Origin of the sequence: Stappia sp. BW2 (assembly GCF_008107695.1) — a bacterium.
Taxonomy (GTDB): Bacteria; Pseudomonadota; Alphaproteobacteria; order Rhizobiales; family Stappiaceae; genus Roseibium.
Genome location: NZ_VIRG01000070.1, coordinates 897,108 through 919,479 on the forward strand (window position 1 = coordinate 897,108; position 22,372 = coordinate 919,479).

Sequence of the window (22,372 nt, forward strand, 5' to 3'; positions counted from 1 at the left end):
AAATGGCCGGTTCTTCCGTTTCTGTCGATCTCTCCCAGGCCATGAACACCGCACCCATTGCGTTGGGTGACTGGCTGGTCGTCGCGCCTTCGCTGATCACCATCCTGGGCGGTGCGCTGTGCCTGATGCTGCGCAAGAATACCGACTTGCAGCCCAAACTCGGGATCGGGTTTCTGGGGTTGCTGGTGGTCGCAAACCTCGCGTTGCTGATCCGGGTGCTCGATCATGGTGTGATCACCATGGTCATGGGCAGCTGGCTGCCACCGTTCGGCATTGCCTTCACCGTTGATACGCTCGGCATAACCCTGTCGCTGATTGGCTCGATCGTTGCCTTCTGCGCAGGCGTTTTCGGGGCCGCGACTGTCGATAGCACCGGTCGCAGATACGGCTTTTATCCATTTCTCCTGTTGTTGATGACAGGTGTCTGCGGCGCGTTTCTGACCGGTGATATCTTCAACCTCTATGTCTGGTTCGAGGTTCTTTTGATCTCGTCCTATGGTCTTCTGGTCCTCGGCAATGACCGGATCCAGCTTGACGGCGCGGTCAAATATGGCGTCCTGAACCTGATCGGGACGAACCTCTTCCTGATCGCCACGGGTATGCTCTACGGAATTTTCGGCACGCTCAACATGGCGGATCTCGCCTTGAAAGTGGCTGCCCTGGAAAATCCCGCGTCCGGCACTCTGGCAACGGTCGCTGCGCTCTATTTCCTGGCCTTTGCAATGAAAGCGGCAGCTTTCCCGGTCAATTTCTGGCTGCCTGCCTCCTATCATACGCCCAATGTGGTTGTGTCGGCGGTCTTCGCCGGTCTGCTTACCAAGGTCGGCGTTTATGCGCTGATCCGCATCTTCGTGCTGATCCTGCCGGCGTCCCGCGGCTATATGGCGGATGTGATTGCACTGGTCGCCATCGCCACCTTGCTGACGGGGGCCATCGGCGCGTTGGCGCAAAGCGAAGTAAGACGGCTGCTCGGCTACGTGGTCATCGCCGGTATCGGGTCGATGCTTGCCGGTGTTGCCGTCGGTTCGACGCTGGCGATCTCGGGTGCCATTTTTTATGCGGTCCATTCGATCATCGTCATGACGGCGCTCTATATGGCCGCAGGCATCATGAACATGATGGGCGGCTCTTACGATCTCAGACAGCTCGGCGGCCTTTATCAGAAAAGCGCTGCTTTCGCGGCCGTTTTTCTGGTGCTGGGGTTCGCTGTTTCCGGTCTGCCGCCGTTTTCCGGTTTCTGGCCCAAGGTCATCCTCGTTGATGCCGCCTTCTCCGACGGTCGGACCTGGCTCGGTGCCGCCATCCTTGTCAGCGGGTTCCTGACAACTCTGGCGATGGGCCGGGTCTGGATCTTCGCTTTCTGGCGAGGCGGCCCTGAAGGCACGACGGACGGGGAGACCGTTGCCATATCGGGCGAGACCGGCACGCAGCTTTCCGGAGCTGCGGTCTGGCTACCGCTTGGAATTCTGACCGCGCTTGTTGTCTATTTCGGTCTGCAGCCGGAATGGATGCTGGAGCTTTCAACGCAAGGGGCAAGCGGCATTGTTGAACCGCTTGGCTACCTGCGTTCAGTCTTTGGGGGCCAGGTATGACCAGTCTCTTTCTCATCAACATTCTTCTGATGCTCGCCTGGGGCGCCGTCACGGGCAGTTTTTCCGAAGTCAATCTGGCCTTCGGCTTCGTGCTGAGCTTTGGCGCGCTTTACCTCATCCGCGAACAGGTCGGTACGGGGGCCTATTTCCAGCGTGTCTCCAAAGGCGTCGGTCTGGCGGTGCTGTTCGTCTACGAACTGGTGCTGTCTGCCTGGCGGGTCGCGATCATCGTGCTGAAGCCAAAGATCGAGCTGCAGCCGGGTATCATCGCGTTTCCTCTGACAGTCGACAGGGACTTCGAAATCACGATGTTGGCCAACCTGATCACCCTGACGCCGGGCACATTGTCCGTTGATGTGTCCGAAGACCGGAAAACGCTTTATGTGCACTGTATCGACGTTCCGGACCCGCAAGCCACGATCGATGACATCAAGAACGGTTTTGAACGCAAGATCCTGGAGGTGTTCAGATGACACCATTTGAGACCTTTTCAGGCCAGTTCTTGGATGTCTGCGTTTCCGTTTCGCTGGCTCTGCTGACTGTGTCCTTCTTCATCATCGTGGTGCGGACGGTCAAGGGCCCAAGTCTTCCGGACCGGATCGTTGCTCTGGACATGCTGGTTGCCGTGGGCATCGGCTTTATCGCCGTCATTGGCGTGTCCACAGGCTTTTATCTTTACATCGACATTGCGATTACGCTTGGTCTCGTCGGCTTTCTGGCGACGGTCGCTTTCGCACGCTTCGTGCTCAACCGCGGCCTTGCCGGGGACAAGACGATCATGGACGAAGTCGAGGAGAGCATTAAACGTCAGGAGGCGGGACAATGAACGCTGCCGTTGAAATTATCACCGGTATCATGCTGATCGTCGGTGCTTCCTTCGCATTGGTCGCTTCGATCGGCATTATCCGGCTGAAAGACGTTTACATGCGCATGCATGCGGCTTCCAAGGCCGGTACACTGGGCTCCGGTGTCATGTTGCTGGCGCTGGCAGTGCATGCGAGTGATCTGGCTGTTGTCACGCGAGCAATCGCCGGTGTGGTCTTCTTCCTGCTCACCGCCCCAATTTCGGCTCATTTATTGGCAAAAGCTGCATATGCAGCTGGTTACCGTCCGTGTGCAGATACCAAGGTTGACGCCTTGGCGAAAATTGTGCGGCCCAAAAGCTGAGTCACGATGAGAGGCAATGGTCCTGAAAGACAGAATTCCTGACAATACTATCGGTCCATTGTCAAACTTAGTGGGTTAGTGGAAGCCAATATTTGTACAATTTGACTTTTATTGCTTCTGATCGATTTTTATTTGAATTTCGGGGTTGTCGGGCAACGAAAGCAGCGATATAAGGCGGTGACGATTGCCTGCAAAGTAGAATCTTTTTGATTTCTGGGCCCGCAAGTAACTGAACTTCTCATTCCGCTTTCGGCACACATTTTTTGCAGGTAAACCACAAAGCTAATTTTGAAATCAGTAGAGAATGGGTGAAATATGACTGACAGTCCGGTGGATGCAAATCTGATTGATCTTACTGCAGACATCGTCTCAGCCTACGTGAGTAATAACACCGTAGCGTCAACAGATCTGCCAGGCCTGATCAACGAAGTTTACGGCGCGCTGCAGAAAACCGCGAGCACGTCTACCGAGCCGGAGCCGGAGCCGCTGAAGCCTGCCGTGCCGGTCAAGAAGTCGGTCATGCCGGACTACATTATCTGTCTGGAAGACGGCAAGAAGTTCAAGTCGCTGAAGCGTCACCTGCGCACGCACTACAACATGACCCCGGAAGAGTACCGCGAGAAGTGGGACCTGGGTGCCGATTATCCGATGGTTGCGCCGAACTATGCGGCTGCCCGTTCGGAACTGGCCAAGAAAATGGGTCTCGGCCAGCAGCGCAAGCGCTCTAAGTAAAACGTTCAGCTTCGGCTGAGAAAAAAAGAGCTGCCCTTGGGCAGCTCTTTTTGTTTTTACGACGAAGATTTTCGAAAGCGTGTGGAGAGTGCTTACCCTAGGTCACTTTATCGCCCGCCGGACAAGCGCAATCGAAGGCTCTCAGGCCGCTGCAATCGCTCCCTGGGCATCGCTGCGAATGCGGCCGACCATGGATCTCAGACCGTTTGAACGCTGCGGCGTCAGGTGTTCCTGCAAACCCAGTTTGGCGAAAATGGCTTCGACGTCGGTGTCCAGGATATCCTTGGCGGTTTTGCCGCTGAACACAGACGTGACGATGGCTACGAGCCCCTGAACAATCAGAGCGTCGCTGTCGCCCTTGAAGCTGAGGACGGGTTCACCGTCGCTTGTCTTGTCGGTTGTGGTGATCAGCCAGACCTGCGACACACAACCGCGCACCTTGTTGGCATCGCTCTTTTCGGCGTCGGAGAGATCAGGCATCTCCTTGCCGAGGTCGATGAGATATTTGTAGCGATCTTCCCAGTCGTCGAGAAAATCAAACGTCTCAAGAATGTCGCTCAGGGATGTGGTCATGGCACCGGTCTTTGAAGGTCTTGTTCGCCTTCATATAACTCGTGAGTGGCAAAGTGCAAATGCCGGCAGGTGCGGTGGCTCAGAAAGAATAAAGATACGCCGCAGATGAAATGGGCAGCTTTCCATCTGCGGCGCAGCGGAACGAGCCGCTGAAGTGAAGCCGTCTTTGCGATGCTGCCGGGCAGCAGCGCTCCAGCGGGGCGCAATCGGCCGTTTTCGGATCCAGGAGGTCATAGGATCCTGAACGGCCAGTCCGCTCAGGTTTTTTGTCCTGAGCGTGGTTTGGGCCGTGGCACCGGCCCAAGGACTGTCTCTCTGGAAGAGACGTTATCGAAAACCGGTTGCCACGACGGGTTGCCGGAGAAAATCTGCCTGGCTTGCCCGATGGGCTGAGTGCTTGTTTCACTCATATTCTGTGCGGGGGTGGACCCGGTGACCAGCTGTTCGCTTTCCGGTTTCTCGGAGATCTGTGTATCGAGAAACTCATAAACGATCCGGGCGCCGTCGCGTGCGCGGCTGCCGATCGCCGTCAGTGCATCGCCTCCCGTTTCGCAGGCTTGCGGATTGCGTCCGCAAAAGCCACCAATGTCTGACATCGTTGCCTGTGCCGCCAGGAAGGCGGACACCGGATCGATGTTTTCAACCGAAGTGTCTTCCTGATCCGACCCTAGGGGAATCAGGACGAGCACCAAGGTGAGCCAAAAGGCCGTCCTCAAGAGAAAGAACATGTCGCTACCCAATAGTCTGTTCAGTCTTGCGTGCCTTTGTGCCGTTGGCACGCTTGTTATGAAGGCACACTAGCAGTGACATGAGAATCCCCGGTTGAGCGGGAAAAGCGAATTTTCATAAAATAAATCAGGTATTTAAGTCGTATTTTCTGAAATATTGATTCAAATTTTAGCCAATGGTGGTCAACTTGTTGAACGCTATGAGTTTTTCGGAAAAAAACGCAATTTGGATTCATCCTTTATCGTTCCTTAAGTGCTGCAACCGACAATGTCCCTACAAAAGGTGCGAGCGGATAATTCCGTGATTGTTGTGTGGTAGAGTAGAGTGCGTAACCTTCTGAAAAACATACAAAATATCTGGGGGCATTGGGTGGCCCGCGTGGATGGAATGATTCATCCCGACGCGGCTTCCGATCCTTTTCTTGCACCGTTGCATCGCTCGTTTCTGTTCAGCTGCTTCGCCAGCGGTGCCGCAGCGCTTGTGGTGCTGCCGTTGCATCTGGCGCTCGCCGGGGCACCTCAGGCCGCAACGCTGCTGGCACTTGCCTGGATGCTGAGCCAATGGCCTTTGGCGCTGTATCTTTCCCAGTCGGGGGCGCTCTCGAGGGCTGCAGGTTTTTCCGCTTCCCTGTTTGCTCTGTTTGTAGCTGGTGTCTGTACGGTTACCGGCGGTGCGCACTCCTTCGCACTGGCCTGGCTGCTGGTGCCGCCCGTGGAAGCTGCGCTTGCAGCGAGCCGGCGGACGGCGCTTGCCGTGACCGGGCTCTGCGGCGTTCTGGTTCTTGGTCTGACCTTTCTTCCCGTGCCTGTGTCCGCCGCTTCCGGTCTGCCCGGGCTGGCGACGCCGCTGGCGGTGTTGGCGGCTGTGCTCTACGTCGGGATGCTGTCGCTCCGCATTGCCCTCGACCGTTCGCTTGCGCAGAAGGTTGTTCGCGCGACGGAGGAAAAACGTCTCCAGATCAGCCAGAGCGTTTCCGACATCTATTGTGAACTCGGCCCGAACGGGGCGCTCAAGGTCATTGGTGGTCCGCTGAAGGAAGTGCTGGGCCATCTTCCGGCAGAAAGTGACGAGGACTGGCTGTTTCCGCGCCTTCACGTCGCAGACCGTCCGCTTTACCTGACCTGTCTTTCAGAAGCCCGGTTGAACAGCGTTGCCAGAACCTTCGAGGCGCGGGTGAGGATCGGCGCAAGCCGCCCAGGGGAAGCCGGGCAGGCCGACTACAGGCGGATGGAGGTGCATTTGCGCCCGGGCCGTCACAGCGGGGCGAAACCTGCAAATGCGGAAGACCTTTTGCTGACGCTCCGACCCGTTGAAATCATCGAACCGCTTGCAGCGGCTGGCGGTGACCTGTCGGCGCAGGGAAGTGCCCGTGCGGACCGTATCTCGCGCGACATGCTGGAAACTGCGGGTGTCGAAGCTTCGCAAGCTCTTGCCGACATTCTGGCGCACTCCGAACGACTGGATCGCCTTGGCCGGGAAACCGCCGATCCCGTGCTGAAGAAAGCCGTGGAAGCCTTGCGCCAAAGTGGGGAACGAGGTCTCGCCTCGTTGACGACGGCACTGGATCTGGTTCCTGCGGAAAACTCTGCCAATCAACCGGACATTGCCGGTGTGGATGTGGAGACATGCCTCAATCAATGCATGGACATGGTGGCGACAGCAGCATTGCGGCGTGGCGTATCCGTGCAGATGGCCAGCGATGTGGCGTGTCCTCCGGTGGCTGCCGACAGAAAACTGTTGCGGCAAGCGCTGTGTTTCCTTTTGGCAGACATGGTTGAAACCTCCGAAGCCGGCGCCGTGTTAAGTGTTGGTGTTCAGCTGGATGCGGGGAGCGTCGACTATGTGTTCTCGGTCAAGAACCGGCAATCGAGCCTGTGCTGGAGCACTGAAGCCTCAACGACCGTGCTCGGTCTCTCCAGGGCTCTTCTGGAACGCATGAACGGCAGCCTTACGGTTCAAACCGTTCTTGGGCAGGGTGAAAGCGTGATTGTCACCTTGCCGCTCAAGATGCAGGCGCAGCAAGACGTCGCTCAATCCACAAAGGGAACCGGGGCCGAGCGGATGGCGAGGTCGGCATAGGCAGCGGAATGGCAAGAGCAAAAAAAACGACGAAGCAGGCCAAGGCGCAGCAGGTGAAACCGTCAGAGTCCCTGATGTCCAAGGCCGGGCATATGGCGCTCGACAATCCTGTCGCGGCGGGCGGTACCGTGGTCATGGGTTTGACGGCGTGTCTGATCGTGGCAAATGCTGTCGGTCTTCAGCCAGGCCGGCACCCGGCGCCCCTGTTCACGACGCGAGATCGCCCGGATACCATGCAGTTGCCGGAACCGGACGGCAGAAGTCCGGGGCTTCAGGTGCAGGAAATCTCCACTTTGGTGCTCGACCTGCAGATCGCCCTACGTAAGATCGGCCTGTACGAAGGGCCTTTGGACGGCCTGAACGGCCCGGCGACCGAGCGAGCGATCCGGGGATTTGAGCGTCACGCTGGGCAGATCGAGACGGGCGAGGCGACAGAAGCCCTGCTTGCCCTTGTGCTGATGCAGGGGGAAAGCCCCATGGCCAACGTTCAAGGTCCCGTGCCGCGTCCCAAACCCGGTTTCTCCGGGACGCCGAGCCAGGCCGGTGCGCAATCTCTTGACGAGGAAGCCGAGGCAGGAATTGATGTGGACCCGAAGCTGAAGAAGCTCCAGCAGGCATTGTCTGAACTTGGCTACGGCCCGCTGAAAGCGGACGGTGTCATGGGCGCCAATACGACCGCTGCCATCAGGCGTTTTGAATTTGACAGGGGGCTGCCGATGACGGGCGAACCCGGTCCCAAGGTGATCGAGCGACTGGAGATGGTCAGCGGCCGGTCGCTGTCCGGTTAGCCACGGGCAGCCCGTTGCCGTCCGCCGGTATCTGTCGTAGACCAGCGGCATATTACTTTGAGCTTTATGCGGCCACACCCTAGAAGGTCGGCGTTAGCGGCAAGGGCGGGCTGAATGCGAGTCACATCTGATTTTTTTGTTAGCGCATTGGTTCGGCGCGTGTTTGGGGAAGGCGGCTTTGCCGCTGTCTTCAGGCGGGGTGCTCCGGAGGCCGGAGCCGTTTTTATCTGTGTCGACCGCCTGGACGGAAATTTCGACTTCTACGGTCCGGCTCCCCAAGCCATGTTCAGCAGCTTGCCTGATGGGCGCCTTTTCGAACAGATTTTCGAGCAGGTGGACAAGGACGTGATCGACACGCGGCTGGCGAGCGAGGCGCGGATGGACCCGGACTATTGGCTGGTGGATATCGAGGCGCGCGATGGTCAGATAGACCTGCCGATGGCGCAGGATAAGCCGGAACCCGGCGCAGACTTTTTCCGCTTTTGAAGCAGGTCTACATCCGGGCCTTGAGCCGGCAGCAAGATCGAGTTCGCGCGGCTTTTTCAGGAATGGGTCGATTTTCGGATCGTGATATCCGGTTGAGCGAGACCGGATGTCTGTCCATCCGTGGCCGTCGCATCGCGGCGCGCAGTGTCCTGATACTGTGAGCCAAGCTGTGCAGACGCCGGCTGAGCGCCCTGATCGTGCAGGATCCACTGTCCGACCAGCACTTCCGCCGCACCCTGGCTGAGCGTGCGATAGAGGCGCAAGAGGTGGCGCAGCCTTTCCAAAGTCAGGTTTTCACCCAGCATCCTAATCAACACTGTCGTGACGGCGGCAGCCGGCATGCCGAGCGCCTTGAGTGCGACGGTCAGCCCTTCCGCCTGATCATCATGCATCAGAAGATCGCATGTGGCCTGCGGCAGTCCGAGCCCCTGGCCCAGAAGATCTGAAAAACGGGAGCGCTGCTGCAAAAGCGCTTCGCTCATCAGGGCATCCCGCAATTTGAGCCGTGTTGTGTCCGCGCGCCTGTCGGTCGAAGATCCGGGGGCCTGAGCCTGTTTGACAAGGCTGGTCATCTCAGCCGCGGCAATCGCTTTCGATTTCAATGGAGCGGGTAAATGCAGGAACTGTCCCATGAGTCCATCCGGGTTTAGAGCATCTTGCCCTGCCAATTCTAAACCAAGAGTGGCAACGATGTCACTACGACAACTCAATTTTGCCTGGTGACCTGGTGTCAGGGTGACGTCTTCCCGGTCGAGAAGGATACGGATTACCGAGGCTCCGGCGTGTTCGCACAATTTCGTGATGACCGATTCGCGTAAGGATGGCCGGTTGGCGACGGCCTTGCGCAGGGAATCCGGCCCAGCTTCCGCGATCTTCAAAAGGAGATCCACAGAAAGCCTAGGGCTGTAACGCACTGCGGGATAGGCCGTCAGTTCGTCCTCGTCGGAGGCGAGCTGGAACAGGAGGTCATCCGGTATCTCCGGATGCGAAGCCAGAAGATTTGAAATGCGGCGTCTGTCCGGCAGGGAGGTTTTCGGCAGGAAATTGGACGCCAACTCGAGAAAAATATGTGTTTCTTCAACGTCATGACGGTGGCGACCGGCAAACAGCTCACTTGCGGCCAGAAGCACACCGCGATCATCGCCCTTGGACGACGCGGACTTGGTGGAAGAAGAGGAATTCGGCACAGGCTGACTGAAATGTTGGGTTTGGCGCATGACACCCGTCTACAAAATACAAAAGACCGGACCACCGGAGGAACTTGCTTCGTTCAAATTGCAGGAAAAGCGTTAGCATGCTGTTAACCCTGACGGCTTCTTAATGAAGAGCAGGAAGTAATGCGTCGCCCGTTTGACCGTTCCCGGTCGGTAATACACCGTCAGGGGAGATCGGAACCGAAGGAGGAGACGATGGGCAACTTGTTGGACTTTACATCAGCTCAACGCCCCACAGCACGTGTGGGCTGCCGTTCCAATCAGCGCCGAATATCGAGTTCGGAGACCTTTGGAGAAGTTATCCTCTTTCCAGGTGTCCGGATCGAGCGCCACGACCTTGATCTTGCCGCACGAATCGCGACCATCGGAAAAGCGGCCGGACCTGCTGGCTCAGACAAGGACTGAGGGTCCCTGCTTCTCCAGCCGCGCAGGAGAAATTTCTTTTTAGCGGCCTGGAGAAACGCCCGATGGGCAGAGGCAAAGCGGATCATTCCGCCACCGCATCCCTTGCGGAGAGCGGTTGCAGATCAGGGCAGGGGGCCATCGCCGCCGCTGCCATGCTGATTGCCGTCGTCCTCGGCGCCTGCTCGCGTCCGACTGGAGATTTCGACCGGGCACGGCCATCTGTCATTCATGACAAGGTCATGCCCGCTGCCGGCGATGAGGCGGCGCGCCTTCGGGGAGACCCGGTTTCCAAATTCAATTACACCAATGATGAAAAGCTGCTGCGCAATCGCGGCTGGACGCTGATCCGTCCGCCCTGGACGAAGGACTGGATCGGCGGAACCATGGTTGAACTGTCACGCACACGCGTGCTGCCGGAGGTGGAGGGGCGTGTGCCGCCAGACCTCTATCTGATCTATTTGCGATCGGACAAATTTCAGTCTTCCGATGCCCGCTACGACAAGATTGCCGCCGATGCGTCCGGCGACGCGGAACTGGTCATGCCCTTTTGTGAAGTTGCCCTGCGTGTGAAGGCCGCAGATGATGAGCGCCTGCGCGTTTTGCAGAACAAGCCGGTCAAGTCCGAAGAGACCTATGACGGTGCCAAGGCCCGTGTCTGGGAAAACCGCGTAATGATCAAATGGGTTGGCCAGGCGTTGCGCTATCGGATCATCGCTTACAAGAAGGCCCTCGACGGGCTGGAAATCGAAACGCCGACGCGCGACCGCGTCTGGAAGGTCAACAACGCGATCCGGGAACTTGAAGGCCAGGTCCGCATTGCTGAAGTGGGTTGCGACCCGGAAAAGCGTTATGGGGACGACAAACCCGTTCGCAGGTCCCGGATTTATACAGGCTGGGGCACCGAGCGCGCTCCGGTGGTAAAATAGCGCCTGAGCGAATTTGCCGTCTGAAATCAGGCCGTCTTTCAGAGGTATAATCCGCACCCGTCAAATATACCTATGTAAGAGGCCCGTCCCGTCGTGGCATTCAGGTGTGGTTTTCCACAGCCCGTATGCGCGGACACCAAAAAGGTTACGCGACTTCTTTGGAATTTCTTGGGGCTCTGTTTCTCTGGAAGAAAGCGGCTAGTTCTTGTTTGGTGGGTTGAGCGTTTTCGTTAAATCAATACGATCGCGGTTCTGGCGGTCTTTTTAACAATCCACTGAGCGGACGAACTTGTTTTACTTCCCTGGCTGGATTTTTTGTACGATTGACCTGCCTTTAGGGTATGCGCGTATAAGTTTTATCTATTGCAATGCAAAAAAATGTGATCTCCATAAAAAGATGCGTTACCTCAGTTATTTAGCCTAAATTTGGACGTTTTTCCGACTAAGGAATGTCCTTTCGGAGGTTTTGAGACTTGCCGTCGCTCATGCATCGAACTAAACCGTTCAGTTTACAGCGTGATCAGTCCCCTCGAATCTGAAGGTTGTCGAATGAGCCCGAACATCACGCTTCTCGTCAAAGAAGCGCTCTCCCATCAACATGCTGGTCGCATCGGAATTGCACTTGGCATGTTCGAGGAGGTTTTGAAGCTCGATCCAAAGAACCCGCAGGCAAATTTTTCACTTGGCATCGCAGCCTATCAGAACGGTGATATTGGCGCGGCCATTGAGATGCTTCGCAAGGCCGAGCGCAAAGCCGGAAAGCACCCGCAGGTCCATCAATTGCTCGGTCTGGCGCTCATGAACGCCGGTGACCTGGCTGGCGCGATGAAATCGTTGAAAAAGGCCGTTGCGCTTGCGCCAAAGGTGGCAGATTTTCACGCTCATCTTGGGGATCTTTATACGCTCAAGCGCCAACCTCTGCTCGCGCGCCAGAGTTTTCAGCGTGCATTGGCGATCGATCCGGAAAATGGCTATGCGATCTTGGGCATGGGGAAGCTGGATGTCACCGTCGGCCATGTCGATGAGGCGATTGGCTGGTTCGAAAAGGCCATAGCATTGGGCAAGGAGCTTCCTGCGGCGCTTCAAAACCTGACGATGGCACGTACCTACACGCAGGTGCCGGCCGAGTTGGGCAGGATCGAGGACTTGCTGAAATCGGCAAGCACGTTGCCCGAGCCGGAACTGGCGCAGCTGCACTGGGCTGCCGGCAAGATCCATTACGACCTGGGCGATACGCCAACCGCCGCGCAGCACTATCGCTCCGCGCGCCGGCTACGCTACCAATCCTTCGATCAGTCGGCTCACGAAGAACGCATCGCCTTCATGAAGGAGGTGTTTGACGAAACGTTTTTCGCGGAACGCACGGAACTTGGCGACAGCTCGGAAAAACCGGTCTTCATTTTCGGCATGCCCCGCTCGGGAACAACTCTGGCCGAGCAGATCGTCAGCCGGCATTCGCGGATCGCCAGTGGAGCAGAAATTCCCTTTTTCCGCCTGCTGCAGCAGGATCTCGGCCTGCAGAGGGCACCGAGCGCTGCCCTGGAAAGCCGGTTGAAGAGCCTCGGACCGCGTGAGTTCAAGCAATTTGCCCGAAACTATCTGGCTGAACTGAATGCAATCGACCGGCGGGCCGAGCGCGTCACCGACAAGATGCCGCATAACTTCGAAATGCTCTGGCTGATGAGCCTTCTGTTTCCGAAGGCCGCTTTCATCCATTGCGTTCGCTGCCCTGCGGACACCTGCGTTTCGCTGCTGTCGCATTCGCTTTCGCCCGCGCACAACTACGCCATGACGCAGGAGTCTCTGGGCAGGTATTTTCTTACCTACGACAGCCTGATGAAGCATTGGGAAAAGGTGCTTCCGGTCCCTATCCACACTCTTTCCTACGAACATCTGGTTGAGAACCAGGAGCAGGAAAGCAAAGCCCTTCTGGCATGTACAGGCATGGACTGGGAGGAGCAGTGTCTGGAGTTTTATAACGGCGACAGCCCCGTTACGACCTTCTCCAATCTGCAGGTTCGAAAACCGATGTTCCGATCTTCGATCGGGCGCTGGAAACGTCACAAGGATGTTTTGGCTGACCTGTTCAATGCGCTTGGTCCGTTGTCTCCGCTCGAAGAAGGGCAGAAGACGCCTGGCGAAGACGCCTACGGTCAGCAGAAGTCGCTTTCGGCCGGGGCGCCGGATAATGATGTCTCGGACTTGCGAGAGGCGGGTTCACCAGCTTCGTGAAGCCATGCCTTGCCATTCTTCTTGCCGGAGTTCGATGCGCGCAGATCCTCGTACTTCCTATGGAGGCTGAGGCGCTTAGCGAATGGAGCCGCAGCTTGCGGCCTTAAGCGCGCGGTCGATGCTGTCTGCACGGTTTGGATGCGGCACATAGGCCCGTAGCAGCGCGAACCCGCTCAACGGTTCTTCCGTTTCAATGACGATGAGGTCTTCCAGGTTTTCCGGCGGGTTTTCCCGCAGGATCGACAATTGTTCGGTGGTCAGCACCAGCATCGATAGACGCTCTGCGCCCGCCGTGCGGTTGTTGAGACTGTAGACGGCTTCTCCTGCGGCGTTGAACAGGCCGATTGACCAGAACGGCGCCGGAATGCTGGCGTCAAAGAGAACCGGCCCGTCGGCAAGCTGAAACCGGCACGCGGCGTGCTTCATGGCCGGGTCGAGATCGGGCAGAGCCTCCTCACCGGGACGGACATCGGGAAGCAGGTTGAATTGCCTGTCGGGGCCGTATGTTTCGATATTGTCATAAGCGCTGTGCAGAACGTTGTGCGGAATACTCAGTACCACCAGGATATGAATGATGGCTGCCAGACACAGCGTGGCCAGCAATCCGACAGACAGGGAAAAGCGGGAGGACAGGGTCACGGGCAGCCCAACCTCTCGATTGTGGGCATGCTGACACCATCAAGGGCGGCGCCGGTGGTGACTGGTGCGTCATAGACCCTCAAGACGAAGCGCAGACCGTCGGCAGCCCTGGCTTCACTTGCCAGCGGCAACCAGTTGCCGGAGTGGGGGCGGGTGGCGGCGGTGATGTCGAAGGTGCCGTCCGCATTTCGTAGCAAGGCGTCGCTTGCAAGGTTCACCCGGCCGGACATCGTCTTGACCAGATGGCCGTGGCCATCAACCGCAGTCAGGGTCCAGAGCCGGGCTGACGGGGTCTGGCCCGCGATGCTGTAGACACAAGTCGGATCAAGCTCATGGCCGTTGCTGTCCTCGCGCGCGACCAGTGCCAGACCTTCGCCAGATGCCAGAGGAATGACAGCCCCCCTGGTATAGATCGCTACCGAATAGGGATCGGCCTCGGAGGTTCCAGCTTTCGGATAGGCGTGCCAGGGCCCAAGGGTGACAGCATTGAGCGGTTGTTCCCGCTCGATGATCAGATAGGCAGAGCTGATGCCCAGAAGTGAGGCCAGAACGACGACAAGCGTCACCGTGGCAATTGTGCGGAAGGGGTTGCCCCGATGCGAGCGGATGGCACGCGGAAGCTTCTCGTCATACCAGTCTGCCTCGCCGTGAGCGGGCCGGAAACCTGTATCGCTCATTGCACCGCCGCGACATCGGTGTTGGCGGACCCTGGAGCCGGCGCCGCTTCGGCGCTCTTGCGCTCAAGCAGCAGGCGCAAGTCCTGGCCTATCTGCAAGAGCAGGTCCTGCGTGCGCCGTTTCAGCACCCGGGGCTGGGCGGAGTCGCCAGTGTCTGTTGCCAGTTTGGCCGGGGTGGACCGGGACAGGCGGGGCAGGCTTTCCGGTTCGACGCCGGGCATGCGCGCCAACTCGATGCCGTTGTGGGCAAAGGCATTGTATTTCTGCCAGGCCATCGCAGGCAGACTGCCGCCCGTAACCCGGCGGGTCGAGGTGAAGTCGTCATTGCCGAACCAGACGGCCGTGGCAAAGTTGCCGGTGTAGCCGACAAACCAGGCATCGCGATAAGCGTTGGTCGTGCCGGTCTTTCCGGCAGCAACCACTCCGTCGATCTGCGCCCGGCGGGCCGTGCCAGCCTCAACAACATTGACCAGAATTCCGTTCATCTCTTCCACCTTGTCCTCCGGCAGGACGCGTTCTGCAGGCGGTTCATCGCGTTCGCGGCGGTAGAGGACCTCGCCGGCACTGTTCTTGATTTCAAGAACTGCGTAGGCCGGTGCCTTGGTGCCGCCGTTTGCAAAGACGGAATAAGCAGAGGCCATGTCGATGACGGAGACTTCGGATGAGCCGATGGGCAGTGACACGGAGTTTTCCAACTCGTGGGTCAGACCCATGCGATAGGCGGTGTCGATGATCTTCTGACGGCCGAAATCCAGCGACAGGATCACAGGAATGGTATTGATGGACTTGGTAAGCGCGGTTTTCAGCGTAACGGCGCCCCGGTAGCTTCTCGAATAGTTCTTCGGCGACCAGTTGCCGATCCAGACCGGCCGGTCGGTGACAACGCTGTCTGCCGAGTAGCCGTTCATGAAGGCCGTCATGTAGACGAAGGGCTTGAAGGAGGAACCGGGCTGCCGCAGTGCGTTGACCGCACGGTTGAACTGGCTTTCGCCGTAGGAACTGCCGCCGACCATGGCAATCACGGCTCCGTCGGGGATCATTGAAACCAGCGCTGCCGAGCTAACGTCACGCAGCTTGCCGTTTTCCCGAAGCACGGTCTCGACCGCCAGATCCGCCTGACGCTGCAGTGCCGGGTCCAGTGTGGTGCGCACTGTAACGATGCGGTCGCGGGCGAGGGCCGGATAACGCCGCGCGAGTTTCTTTACCTCGTCCAGCGCCCAGTCGAGAAAATATTCCGGCAGTTGTTCCTGAGACCTGTCGACGGCAAGCGCCGGATTACGGCGCGCGCCGATGACCTGGCCTTCGGTCAGGAATTTCGCCTGCACCATGTTGGACAGAACCTCATTGGCACGCGCACGGGCTGCAGGCAGGTTGATGTGGGGCGCGTATTTGGTCGGCGCCTTGTAGAGACCGGCGAGCATGGCGCTTTCGGCAAGCGTCAGCTCACGCACATTCTTGTTGAAATAGAATTCGGAAGCCGCTGTCACCCCGAACACGCCGCCGCCCATGTAGGCGCGGTCGAGATAGAGCTTCAGGATCTCCTGCTTGGACAGGTTCGCCTCCAGCCACAGCGCCAGATAGGCTTCCTTGATCTTGCGGCTGAGGCTGCGCTCGTTGGTCAGGAAGAGGTTCTTGGCGAGCTGCTGTGTCAGTGTCGACCCACCCTGGACGACACCTCCGGCCCGAGCGTTTTCCACCATGGCGCGGAAGGTGCCGAAGAAATCGATGCCGAAATGGCTGAAGAAACGGCGGTCTTCGGTGGAAAGAGTGGCCTTGATCAGCGAATCGGGAATTTCCTCAAGCGGGACGCTGTCGTTGAGCACGATGCCACGCCGGCCGATTTCCTTGCCGAAACGGTCCAGGAATGTCACCGCGAAATCATCGGTGGTCTTCCAGTCGGCATAGCGTGTTGCCTCAAAGGCGGGCTGGGCGAAGGCCAGTACAACGATGAAACCGGCAAGGCCGTAGGTGAGGCCGTCTGACGACAGTTCGGCAAGAACGCGCCAGATACCCTTGGCCCGGAACCGCCGCAGAAAGGCGTCATAGCCTTCGAATGTCCGGCGGATGGCTGTTCCGCTCTTCCAAAGGGCTGTGTCGATAAGGGCATCAACCGCCAGGAAAAAGCGCCGGAACCGATTGCGCTTTCTCGGCGGTTTCTGCTCCGGCAAGCTGCCGGTCTCGACTTCTTCTGACTGCGGTTTGTCCGTCACGCGAACAAGGTCTCCGGATCAAAATGGGACGGCACAAGCTAGCCGTTTTTTGGGGCCGTGCAAACAGGTCACCAGGATGACCGTTTCAGTGGTCCAGTTTACCGACATTTGTTGCAAATTCATTGAGGAAAAACAGCCCGAATTTTCGCCCGGCTTGCCCGGGGGACTGTAGCATGATAGGCGCCGGTGGTTCCTGCCCAAGAAAGGCGTGCGCGACTTCATGATTGCCGACGACACCTCACGCGAGCTTCCGTTCTGGAAAACCCGGACGCTGGAAGACATGACGCAGCCCCAGTGGGAGTCGCTTTGCGATGGCTGCGCGCGCTGCTGCCTCAACAAGCTGGAAGACTGGGACACCGGTGAGATCGTCTGGACAGACGTTGCCTGTACGCTTCTTGACGGCACCAGTTGCCGCTGCAGGGACTATGAGAACAGGGCGTCCATCGTGCCGGACTGCATTCAGCTTACACCCGGCGAGGTACGGACGCTGACATGGTTGCCGCCAACCTGCGCCTACCGGCTGGTTCGCGAAGGCAAGGACCTCTACTGGTGGCATCCTCTTGTGTCGGGAGATCCGGAAACGGTCCATCAGGCAGGCATTTCCGTTCGCGGGCGGACGATCCCCGAAGATGGCATGGCTCTGGAAGACTACGAGCACCATGTGGTGTTCTGGCCAGGCGAACTGCCGGAAGACGCACAGAGTTAGCCACTTTATGTTGTGAAGACTTAGGCCTTTCCAGGGCCGCCTCAACCTGTCTCATTGCCTGAGCAGGAAAGCCTCGACATGGCGTCGGAGCCGATGCTCCAGATCTGATTTGTCGGTCAACTGATGGCTCTTGATCAGAATTGCCCCGTGGATCATGAAGGCGATCAGCCCATCGACCATTTCCTTTGGTGACCGGTCCTTTCGCAGTTCTGGCTTCAAGCCGGGCTCCTGCTGCCAGAAAGTCAGAAATTCTTCCAACTCTGCATCCAGCGCATCCAGCGTCTCGACGAATTCGGCGGCGCAATTGGGTTTGGTAACACCGATATTGTCCAGAAAAAGCCGGAGGATTGCCGGGCTGTCGGTGATGACCGCGATCAACGACATCATGCGTTGCAAGAGCAGACCGACCGGATCGGACATTTGCTCTGCTTGCGGCCCTTCGGTTGCCGTTGACGCGCGCAGGGCGTTCAGGCGGTCCAGCAGGACGTAGGACAAGAGACCGTCCATGTCGCCGAAATGCGAGAACACCGTTCCCTTGGCAACGCCTGCCTCCTGGGCAACCGCTTCTGCGGTGACCAGATCCAGCCCGTGTTTTTGACTGAGATCCCGGGCGGCTGCCAAAACCCGGGCGCGTGTAGCGATGCTTCGCTGCTGAGGTTTGCGTGTCATGATTTTCCATTAAATTGACCGTGGTCAAAAAATATCTTGACGGATGCTTCGCTGAATGTCAAAAAATGACCACGGTCAATTTTGGCGTTCAACGCCTGCAAATTCACAAGGTGACACATGACACGGATACTGGTTTTGGAAGGACATCCCGCAAAGGACACCTTTTCGGGTGCTCTTGCGGCGGAATATGCCGATAACGCGAGCGCGGCCGGCAATGAGGTGCGCGTGCGGCATCTGGCGGATCTTAACTTCGATGCGGATTTCGGAGTTTCTTCCTTCAAGGATGCAAAGCCGCTGGAACCTGACCTGGAAGCATTATGGCAGGACATTTTGTGGTGTGAGCATTTCGTGCTGACGCATCCGCTGTGGTGGGGCGGGATGCCGGGCAAGCTGAAAGGCCTGTTTGACCGCATCCTGCTGCCGGGCATGTCCTTTCAATACGTCAAAGGCAAACCGATACCCGAACAGCTTTTGAAGGGGCGAACCGCGCAGGTTCTGGTGACTTCCGATACGCCAGGCTGGTACTTCACCTGGATCTATGGCGCAGGCATCAGAAAACAGACGGAGAAACAGATCCTCGGTTTCTGCGGTCTCAAGCCCAGGGGCTATCACATGTTCTCACCGATCCGCGGAACGAGTGACGATGCGAAACGCAAGATGCTGGAACGGGCCGCTGCACTGGGACGCAAGGCTGCGTGACGTTGGTCCCATTCGCTTTTGCAAATCGGAAGCCATTGAACGTCTGCATCTTGATTGCGCTGAGTTCCGGCTTCCGATTGCAGCCTGTGCCGCAAAACACGTTCGCCCAGGCTGCTTTTCGTTGAAAGTGACGAAATCGCTCGGACTAGGCGCCAATCAGCGGCTTCATGCGGCAGCTGTCATTTTTTGAACGTCAGCGATACGGTTCCCACGGTGATCCCCGCCTTCATCACCTTTGCCGTATTTTCGACTGTGTTGCGGTCCACCTGTTTCAACGTATCATCGAAGCGAAGCAGCAAGGGGCCGTTTTCCGTCTCGAGGCTCGCAACGTAGGAAAAACGAAGGGCGCCATTGTCGTCGGTTCGCACATTGGTCAAGCCAAGCACATCGGCTCTCTGGCCTATGTAGCGGTCTTCGGCAACTTTCTGGAAGAACCATGTCTTCGTGTCCCGCTCACCGTCGTCATAGATGAAATCTTCGCGAAGTCTTAGCGTAAACGTGCGTTTGTTCCAGGTTCCCGTCAGCTTGACGGTGAAGGGACGATAGACACCGGCGATCTTGCTTTCAAAGACGCCCTTGCCGATGGTTTTTCCGCGAAAGAACTCTTCCAGTACCAGGGATTTGGCCTGTGCCGGGATAGAGGTTGCGGCAGCAATTGCGAACACGAACAGGAGCAGATATCGACGGGCGCGGGTCATGACGGGCAGAGCCTCCTTCAGGAAAATCTGCCCAGCTTACGCAAACCGGTGCTCTTCGGATCTTGTAGCTAGCTTGCGAAGCGTTCTTTAAAGGTTGGGACAGGGTCGCCGGGGGCCGGGGAGGCGTTATAGACGCCGCGCGCGATGGCACGGGCCAGGCACGAAGCGGCCGCAGCTCCAAGCTGAACCATGTCCTCCAGGCCGTTTTCCATCCGGCGCTGACCGGTGGACAGTGCAAAGACAAGATCGCCATCCAGCGGCGTATGCGCCGGCCACAGGGCACGGGCAAGGCCGTCATGCGCCATAACTGCAAGCCGTTTCGCTTCGCCCTTCGTCAAAATGGCATCGGTCGCCACTGCGGCTATCGTGGTGTTGGCGCCGGCCTTGAGGCCGTCCAGTTTGGTACGGACGGAAATGGCGTCATGCGGTAGCGGATGGGCCATGCCCAGGCCACCGAACTCGTCGCCGATTTCAAACGGTGCTGCCCAGAAGTGGGCATTGTCGCCGACAGTTGCCCGCCCAAGTGCGTTCACACCGACAATGGCTCCCACCGTGACGCCATTGTCCAGCACATGGGAGGCCGAGCCGAGGCCGCCTTTCAGATTGGCAGTGGTGGCGCCGGTTCCTGCCCCGACGGAGCCGAGAGAAAAGTCGTGGCCGATGGCGTCGAGTGCCGAGCGGCCCAGGTCCCTATAGGGAGCAGCCTGGCCCCAGCTTTTGTCACCGCCGTTCAGAAGATCGAACAATATGGCGGTGGGAACAATCGGCACGCGGACGGGGCCGACCTGAAAGCCGTAGCCGAGTTCTGCAAGGCGGCCCTGGACACCCGCGCCTGCATCCAGGCCAAAGGCGGACCCGCCGGCCAGGACGATGGCATCAATCTTCTCAACAGTCTGTTCAGGCTCCAGCAGCGCGATTTCGCGGGTGCCTGGTGCACCACCGTGAATGGCAACGGACGCGACCGCCGGTTCGTCGGGAACGAGCACGGTTGCCCCGGATTTCAGCTCAAGATCGGTGGCATTGCCGACCTTGAGGCCCGGAACATCGGTGATCAGATTGCGTAAACCGGGCATGAACTGACGGTCCTTGGTTGAAGGTTGGCGTTTGGGAGTTTGAGGGGCTGGTCGTCAGGTGTCGAGGCTTTTGTAGCCCCGGCGGACGTAAAGAAGAGATTTGCCCGGATCGGTCATTCGCAGGTCGATCACGGTGCCGACAATGATTGAATGCGTCCCCATTTCCGTAACAGAATAAACCTCGCAATCGACGCTGAGGCGGGCGCTGTCGAGTGCCGGGCATCCGGTCGCCAGAGTTGTCCACGCCCCCTTTTCGAATCGCTGGGGCATCTCCAGCTTGTCGCGTCCGGCAAAGGCGTCGGATATTGCCTCATGATCATCGCTGAGCGTATTGAGGCAGAATCTGCGGTTTTCAAGAACAGCGGCGTGGATGCGTGTTTTTTTGTTCAGGCAGACCAGGATGCTGGCCGGTTCGTCGCTGACCGAACAGGCCGCAGAAACGGTTGCACCGATGCGGCCGCCCGGGCCATCGGTGGTTACCACATGAACGGCCGTTGCAATTCGGCTCATGGCTTCACGGAAAATCTCGGTCTCCAGCGGAAGCCTGTCCGGATCATCGGGGCCTGAAGAAGTTGGAGACATCAAGTTGGTTCCTGAGTGGCTCAGCGGGGAATCATTCGTCTTTCGGACGCGGACCGGAGTTTAGGCGGCCATGGATAGGATGCCTAGACCATGCCGCCTTCAACGGGGGACAGACTGGGTATCAGATGCCGCAACTTTGGGACCTCGCAACTTTGATGAAAGACCATTTGCGCAGCAGCGATAGGAGATCTTCGGATCGGACATTCTTCGTCTGATATGGGGCAGGGCGCCAGCATTTGCCACCTGCGCTGCAAGTGCGCATTGAGCTGCAGGGCCCGCCGCGCTAGGGGTAGAGAGCAATCATCGAAGTTTGGGGACACGAATGACCTTTCAGCAGCTTCTGGCCAGCTTTGGCCTTCTTGCTTTTGGCGCTGTCGTCGCGACACCTGCTGCTGCCGACATCCGGATCGCGGTTGCCGGACCGATGAAAGGACAGTTCGCAGCTTTCGGCGAAGAGATGCGCATCGGTGCGGAAAGGGCGGTTGCCGATCTGAATGCAGCCGGCGGCGTGAACGGCGAGACGTTGGTGCTGGAAGTCGCCGATGATGGTTGCGACGCGGATCAGGCGGCCGCCGTCGCCAACCAGCTTATCGGCAAAGGCGTCGTCTTCGTTGCCGGTCATCTTTGCTTCAACAGTTCGATTGCAGCCAGCGAAGTCTATGCCGGTGGGGGCATTGTCCAGATCTCACCGGCAACAACGCTGCCGAAATTCACCGACGAACGGCCAGGTGAGGGGACTTTTCGTCTGGCCCCCAGGGACGACCGGCAAGCGGACGTGGCAGCCAGATTTCTTGTCAACGAATTCGGCGACCAGCGGATCGCACTCCTACACGACAAGACAGCTTACGGTATTGGACTTACCGATGCGTTGAAGGCTGCCCTCAACGAGCTTGGTACCAGTGAAAGCATGTCACTCGGATTTGATGCCGGCGGTGATGACTTCCGCACCCTGGTGTCGCAGCTCAAGCTTCAGGCGGTCGATGTTGTCTATCTGGGTGGGTACCATCCGGAAGCGGGGCTCATCAAACTGGAGATGGCACGCCAGGGGCTGGATGCGGTTCTGATGGCCGGAGATGCACTGATGACGGACGATTATTGGTCCGTGACTGGCAACGCGGGCAACGGAACCTTGCTGACCTATCCGGAGATCCCCCGTGAACGACCGCAAGCGCAGGATTTCGTTGCGGCCTTGGAAGGAGCCGGACTTTCTGCCGACCGTTTCACCCTGACGACATATGCCGCAATTCAAGCCTGGGCTCAGGCGGTGGAGGCCGGCGGGAACGCGGCCCTGCCGGACGTTGCAAGCGCCTTGAATGAGGGGACCTTCGATACGGTGATCGGCGAAGTCACGTTCAATGAAAACGGCGACAGCAACTTGCCGGATTATATCGTCTATCAGTGGCAGGGCGGGATGCCGCAAGCGCGGTGAGCTTTGCGCAAACTGAAGAGCACGCGACCTGCTCAGGGCGCGTGCTTCTCCAGGCTCAAATCAAAAG

Annotated in this window: 23 protein-coding genes; 13 read left to right on the forward strand and 10 right to left on the reverse strand. The window is 58.3% G+C overall.

All coding sequences use genetic code 11. The features are described from left to right. The first annotated feature begins 2 nt into the window (after positions 1 to 2). The 5 genes from FMN63_RS23065 to FMN63_RS23085 all read left to right on the forward strand — a co-directional run bounded on the left by FMN63_RS23065 (position 3) and on the right by FMN63_RS23085 (position 3,491). Positions 3 to 1,592, forward strand: a complete 1,590-nt coding sequence (locus tag FMN63_RS23065; protein ID WP_148586473.1) for a Na+/H+ antiporter subunit D — start codon at positions 3 to 5, stop codon at positions 1,590 to 1,592. After that, positions 1,589 to 2,065: a Na+/H+ antiporter subunit E gene (locus FMN63_RS23070; protein WP_148586474.1), complete on the forward strand. Its 477-nt coding sequence runs from the start codon at positions 1,589 to 1,591 to the stop codon at positions 2,063 to 2,065. Before FMN63_RS23065 ends, FMN63_RS23070 begins: the two co-directional genes overlap by 4 nt. Then, positions 2,062 to 2,418, forward strand: coding sequence for a cation:proton antiporter (locus FMN63_RS23075; RefSeq protein WP_148586475.1), 357 nt, complete (start codon positions 2,062 to 2,064; stop codon positions 2,416 to 2,418). Before FMN63_RS23070 ends, FMN63_RS23075 begins: the two co-directional genes overlap by 4 nt. Then, on the forward strand, positions 2,415 to 2,759 hold the full coding sequence (gene mnhG / locus FMN63_RS23080) for a monovalent cation/H(+) antiporter subunit G (protein WP_148586476.1): 345 nt from the start codon (positions 2,415 to 2,417) through the stop codon (positions 2,757 to 2,759). The genes FMN63_RS23075 and mnhG overlap by 4 nt, the downstream gene beginning before the upstream one ends. A gap of 315 nt (positions 2,760 to 3,074) precedes the next feature. Next, positions 3,075 to 3,491 (forward strand): Ros/MucR family transcriptional regulator, encoded by a 417-nt coding sequence (locus tag FMN63_RS23085; RefSeq protein ID WP_148586477.1) that lies wholly within the window; start codon positions 3,075 to 3,077, stop codon positions 3,489 to 3,491. A 141-nt stretch (positions 3,492 to 3,632) separates the two neighbouring features. Here FMN63_RS23085 and FMN63_RS23090 read toward each other — a convergent pair whose 3' ends face one another. Then, the gene (locus tag FMN63_RS23090) at positions 3,633 to 4,064 is read right to left on the reverse strand and encodes a SufE family protein (protein ID WP_148586478.1); all 432 of its coding nucleotides are present in this window, start codon (positions 4,062 to 4,064) and stop codon (positions 3,633 to 3,635) included. Between the two features lie 257 nt (positions 4,065 to 4,321). Next, on the reverse strand, positions 4,322 to 4,792 hold the full coding sequence (locus FMN63_RS23095; RefSeq protein ID WP_148586479.1) for a DUF5330 domain-containing protein: 471 nt from the start codon (positions 4,790 to 4,792) through the stop codon (positions 4,322 to 4,324). Between the two features lie 379 nt (positions 4,793 to 5,171). Between FMN63_RS23095 and FMN63_RS23100 the strand changes: the two genes are divergently transcribed. From FMN63_RS23100 to FMN63_RS23110, 3 genes are all read left to right on the forward strand, one after another. Continuing rightward, positions 5,172 to 6,872 (forward strand): sensor histidine kinase, encoded by a 1,701-nt coding sequence (locus FMN63_RS23100; RefSeq protein ID WP_148586480.1) that lies wholly within the window; start codon positions 5,172 to 5,174, stop codon positions 6,870 to 6,872. 8 nt (positions 6,873 to 6,880) lie between these two features. Beyond that, positions 6,881 to 7,660, forward strand: a complete 780-nt coding sequence (locus FMN63_RS23105; RefSeq protein ID WP_148586481.1) for a peptidoglycan-binding domain-containing protein — start codon at positions 6,881 to 6,883, stop codon at positions 7,658 to 7,660. A 114-nt stretch (positions 7,661 to 7,774) separates the two neighbouring features. After that, positions 7,775 to 8,146 (forward strand): DUF1491 family protein, encoded by a 372-nt coding sequence (locus FMN63_RS23110; protein WP_148586482.1) that lies wholly within the window; start codon positions 7,775 to 7,777, stop codon positions 8,144 to 8,146. 56 nt (positions 8,147 to 8,202) lie between these two features. On the opposite strand, the gene FMN63_RS23115 is transcribed toward FMN63_RS23110, so the two are convergent. Further along, on the reverse strand, positions 8,203 to 9,363 hold the full coding sequence (locus tag FMN63_RS23115) for a DUF2336 domain-containing protein (protein ID WP_148586483.1): 1,161 nt from the start codon (positions 9,361 to 9,363) through the stop codon (positions 8,203 to 8,205). Positions 9,364 to 9,827: 464 nt separating this feature from the next. Between FMN63_RS23115 and FMN63_RS23125 the strand changes: the two genes are divergently transcribed. Then, complete coding sequence (locus FMN63_RS23125; RefSeq protein ID WP_148586485.1) at positions 9,828 to 10,691, forward strand: hypothetical protein; 864 nt, start codon at positions 9,828 to 9,830, stop codon at positions 10,689 to 10,691. A 549-nt stretch (positions 10,692 to 11,240) separates the two neighbouring features. After that, positions 11,241 to 12,923 carry a tetratricopeptide repeat-containing sulfotransferase family protein gene (locus FMN63_RS23130; protein ID WP_148586486.1) on the forward strand — a complete coding sequence of 561 codons (1,683 nt, stop codon included), beginning with the start codon at positions 11,241 to 11,243 and terminating at the stop codon, positions 12,921 to 12,923. Between the two features lie 75 nt (positions 12,924 to 12,998). On the opposite strand, the gene FMN63_RS23135 is transcribed toward FMN63_RS23130, so the two are convergent. The 3 genes from FMN63_RS23135 to FMN63_RS23145 are packed head-to-tail and all read right to left on the reverse strand — an operon-like array spanning position 12,999 to position 16,449. Then, positions 12,999 to 13,562, reverse strand: a complete 564-nt coding sequence (locus FMN63_RS23135) for a DUF1254 domain-containing protein (RefSeq protein WP_148586487.1) — start codon at positions 13,560 to 13,562, stop codon at positions 12,999 to 13,001. Next, positions 13,559 to 14,239, reverse strand: a complete 681-nt coding sequence (locus tag FMN63_RS23140) for a DUF1214 domain-containing protein (protein ID WP_148586488.1) — start codon at positions 14,237 to 14,239, stop codon at positions 13,559 to 13,561. Before FMN63_RS23140 ends, FMN63_RS23135 begins: the two co-directional genes overlap by 4 nt. Then, a complete protein-coding gene (locus FMN63_RS23145; protein WP_148586489.1) occupies positions 14,236 to 16,449 on the reverse strand; it encodes a transglycosylase domain-containing protein in 2,214 nt (737 codons plus the stop codon). The genes FMN63_RS23140 and FMN63_RS23145 overlap by 4 nt, the downstream gene beginning before the upstream one ends. 220 nt (positions 16,450 to 16,669) lie before the next feature. Between FMN63_RS23145 and FMN63_RS23150 the strand changes: the two genes are divergently transcribed. Further along, positions 16,670 to 17,155, forward strand: a complete 486-nt coding sequence (locus FMN63_RS23150) for a YcgN family cysteine cluster protein (RefSeq protein WP_148586490.1) — start codon at positions 16,670 to 16,672, stop codon at positions 17,153 to 17,155. Positions 17,156 to 17,206: 51 nt separating this feature from the next. Here the strand turns inward: FMN63_RS23150 and FMN63_RS23155 are convergent, their stop codons facing one another. After that, the gene (locus FMN63_RS23155; protein ID WP_148586491.1) at positions 17,207 to 17,824 is read right to left on the reverse strand and encodes a TetR/AcrR family transcriptional regulator; all 618 of its coding nucleotides are present in this window, start codon (positions 17,822 to 17,824) and stop codon (positions 17,207 to 17,209) included. A 117-nt stretch (positions 17,825 to 17,941) separates the two neighbouring features. On the opposite strand from FMN63_RS23155, the gene FMN63_RS23160 reads away from it, so the two are divergent. Next, a complete protein-coding gene (locus tag FMN63_RS23160; protein WP_148586492.1) occupies positions 17,942 to 18,523 on the forward strand; it encodes an NAD(P)H-dependent oxidoreductase in 582 nt (193 codons plus the stop codon). A 179-nt stretch (positions 18,524 to 18,702) separates the two neighbouring features. Here the strand turns inward: FMN63_RS23160 and FMN63_RS23165 are convergent, their stop codons facing one another. The 3 genes from FMN63_RS23165 to FMN63_RS23175 form a co-directional block, all read right to left on the reverse strand. Beyond that, a complete protein-coding gene (locus tag FMN63_RS23165) occupies positions 18,703 to 19,221 on the reverse strand; it encodes a DUF3833 family protein (RefSeq protein ID WP_148586493.1) in 519 nt (172 codons plus the stop codon). A gap of 68 nt (positions 19,222 to 19,289) precedes the next feature. Then, positions 19,290 to 20,294, reverse strand: coding sequence for a P1 family peptidase (locus FMN63_RS23170; protein ID WP_148586494.1), 1,005 nt, complete (start codon positions 20,292 to 20,294; stop codon positions 19,290 to 19,292). A 54-nt stretch (positions 20,295 to 20,348) separates the two neighbouring features. Beyond that, a complete protein-coding gene (locus FMN63_RS23175; RefSeq protein WP_148586495.1) occupies positions 20,349 to 20,876 on the reverse strand; it encodes a flavin reductase in 528 nt (175 codons plus the stop codon). A 322-nt stretch (positions 20,877 to 21,198) separates the two neighbouring features. On the opposite strand from FMN63_RS23175, the gene FMN63_RS23180 reads away from it, so the two are divergent. Beyond that, positions 21,199 to 22,305, forward strand: a complete 1,107-nt coding sequence (locus FMN63_RS23180; RefSeq protein WP_148586496.1) for a branched-chain amino acid ABC transporter substrate-binding protein — start codon at positions 21,199 to 21,201, stop codon at positions 22,303 to 22,305. The last annotated feature ends 67 nt before the right edge of the window (positions 22,306 to 22,372 follow it).

Coding starts and splice junctions, on each gene's coding strand:
- FMN63_RS23065 (WP_148586473.1), top strand. CDS start 3: ATGGCCGGTTCTTCCGTTTCTGTCGATCTCTCCCAGGCCATGAACACC.
- FMN63_RS23070 (WP_148586474.1), top strand. CDS start 1,589: ATGACCAGTCTCTTTCTCATCAACATTCTTCTGATGCTCGCCTGGGGC.
- FMN63_RS23075 (WP_148586475.1), top strand. CDS start 2,062: ATGACACCATTTGAGACCTTTTCAGGCCAGTTCTTGGATGTCTGCGTT.
- mnhG (WP_148586476.1), top strand. CDS start 2,415: ATGAACGCTGCCGTTGAAATTATCACCGGTATCATGCTGATCGTCGGT.
- FMN63_RS23085 (WP_148586477.1), top strand. CDS start 3,075: ATGACTGACAGTCCGGTGGATGCAAATCTGATTGATCTTACTGCAGAC.
- FMN63_RS23090 (WP_148586478.1), bottom strand. CDS start 4,064: ATGACCACATCCCTGAGCGACATTCTTGAGACGTTTGATTTTCTCGAC.
- FMN63_RS23095 (WP_148586479.1), bottom strand. CDS start 4,792: ATGTTCTTTCTCTTGAGGACGGCCTTTTGGCTCACCTTGGTGCTCGTC.
- FMN63_RS23105 (WP_148586481.1), top strand. CDS start 6,881: ATGGCAAGAGCAAAAAAAACGACGAAGCAGGCCAAGGCGCAGCAGGTG.
- FMN63_RS23110 (WP_148586482.1), top strand. CDS start 7,775: ATGCGAGTCACATCTGATTTTTTTGTTAGCGCATTGGTTCGGCGCGTG.
- FMN63_RS23115 (WP_148586483.1), bottom strand. CDS start 9,363: ATGCGCCAAACCCAACATTTCAGTCAGCCTGTGCCGAATTCCTCTTCT.
- FMN63_RS23125 (WP_148586485.1), top strand. CDS start 9,828: ATGGGCAGAGGCAAAGCGGATCATTCCGCCACCGCATCCCTTGCGGAG.
- FMN63_RS23130 (WP_148586486.1), top strand. CDS start 11,241: ATGAGCCCGAACATCACGCTTCTCGTCAAAGAAGCGCTCTCCCATCAA.
- FMN63_RS23140 (WP_148586488.1), bottom strand. CDS start 14,239: ATGAGCGATACAGGTTTCCGGCCCGCTCACGGCGAGGCAGACTGGTAT.
- FMN63_RS23150 (WP_148586490.1), top strand. CDS start 16,670: ATGATTGCCGACGACACCTCACGCGAGCTTCCGTTCTGGAAAACCCGG.
- FMN63_RS23155 (WP_148586491.1), bottom strand. CDS start 17,824: ATGACACGCAAACCTCAGCAGCGAAGCATCGCTACACGCGCCCGGGTT.
- FMN63_RS23160 (WP_148586492.1), top strand. CDS start 17,942: ATGACACGGATACTGGTTTTGGAAGGACATCCCGCAAAGGACACCTTT.
- FMN63_RS23165 (WP_148586493.1), bottom strand. CDS start 19,221: ATGACCCGCGCCCGTCGATATCTGCTCCTGTTCGTGTTCGCAATTGCT.
- FMN63_RS23170 (WP_148586494.1), bottom strand. CDS start 20,294: ATGCCCGGTTTACGCAATCTGATCACCGATGTTCCGGGCCTCAAGGTC.
- FMN63_RS23175 (WP_148586495.1), bottom strand. CDS start 20,876: ATGTCTCCAACTTCTTCAGGCCCCGATGATCCGGACAGGCTTCCGCTG.
- FMN63_RS23180 (WP_148586496.1), top strand. CDS start 21,199: ATGACCTTTCAGCAGCTTCTGGCCAGCTTTGGCCTTCTTGCTTTTGGC.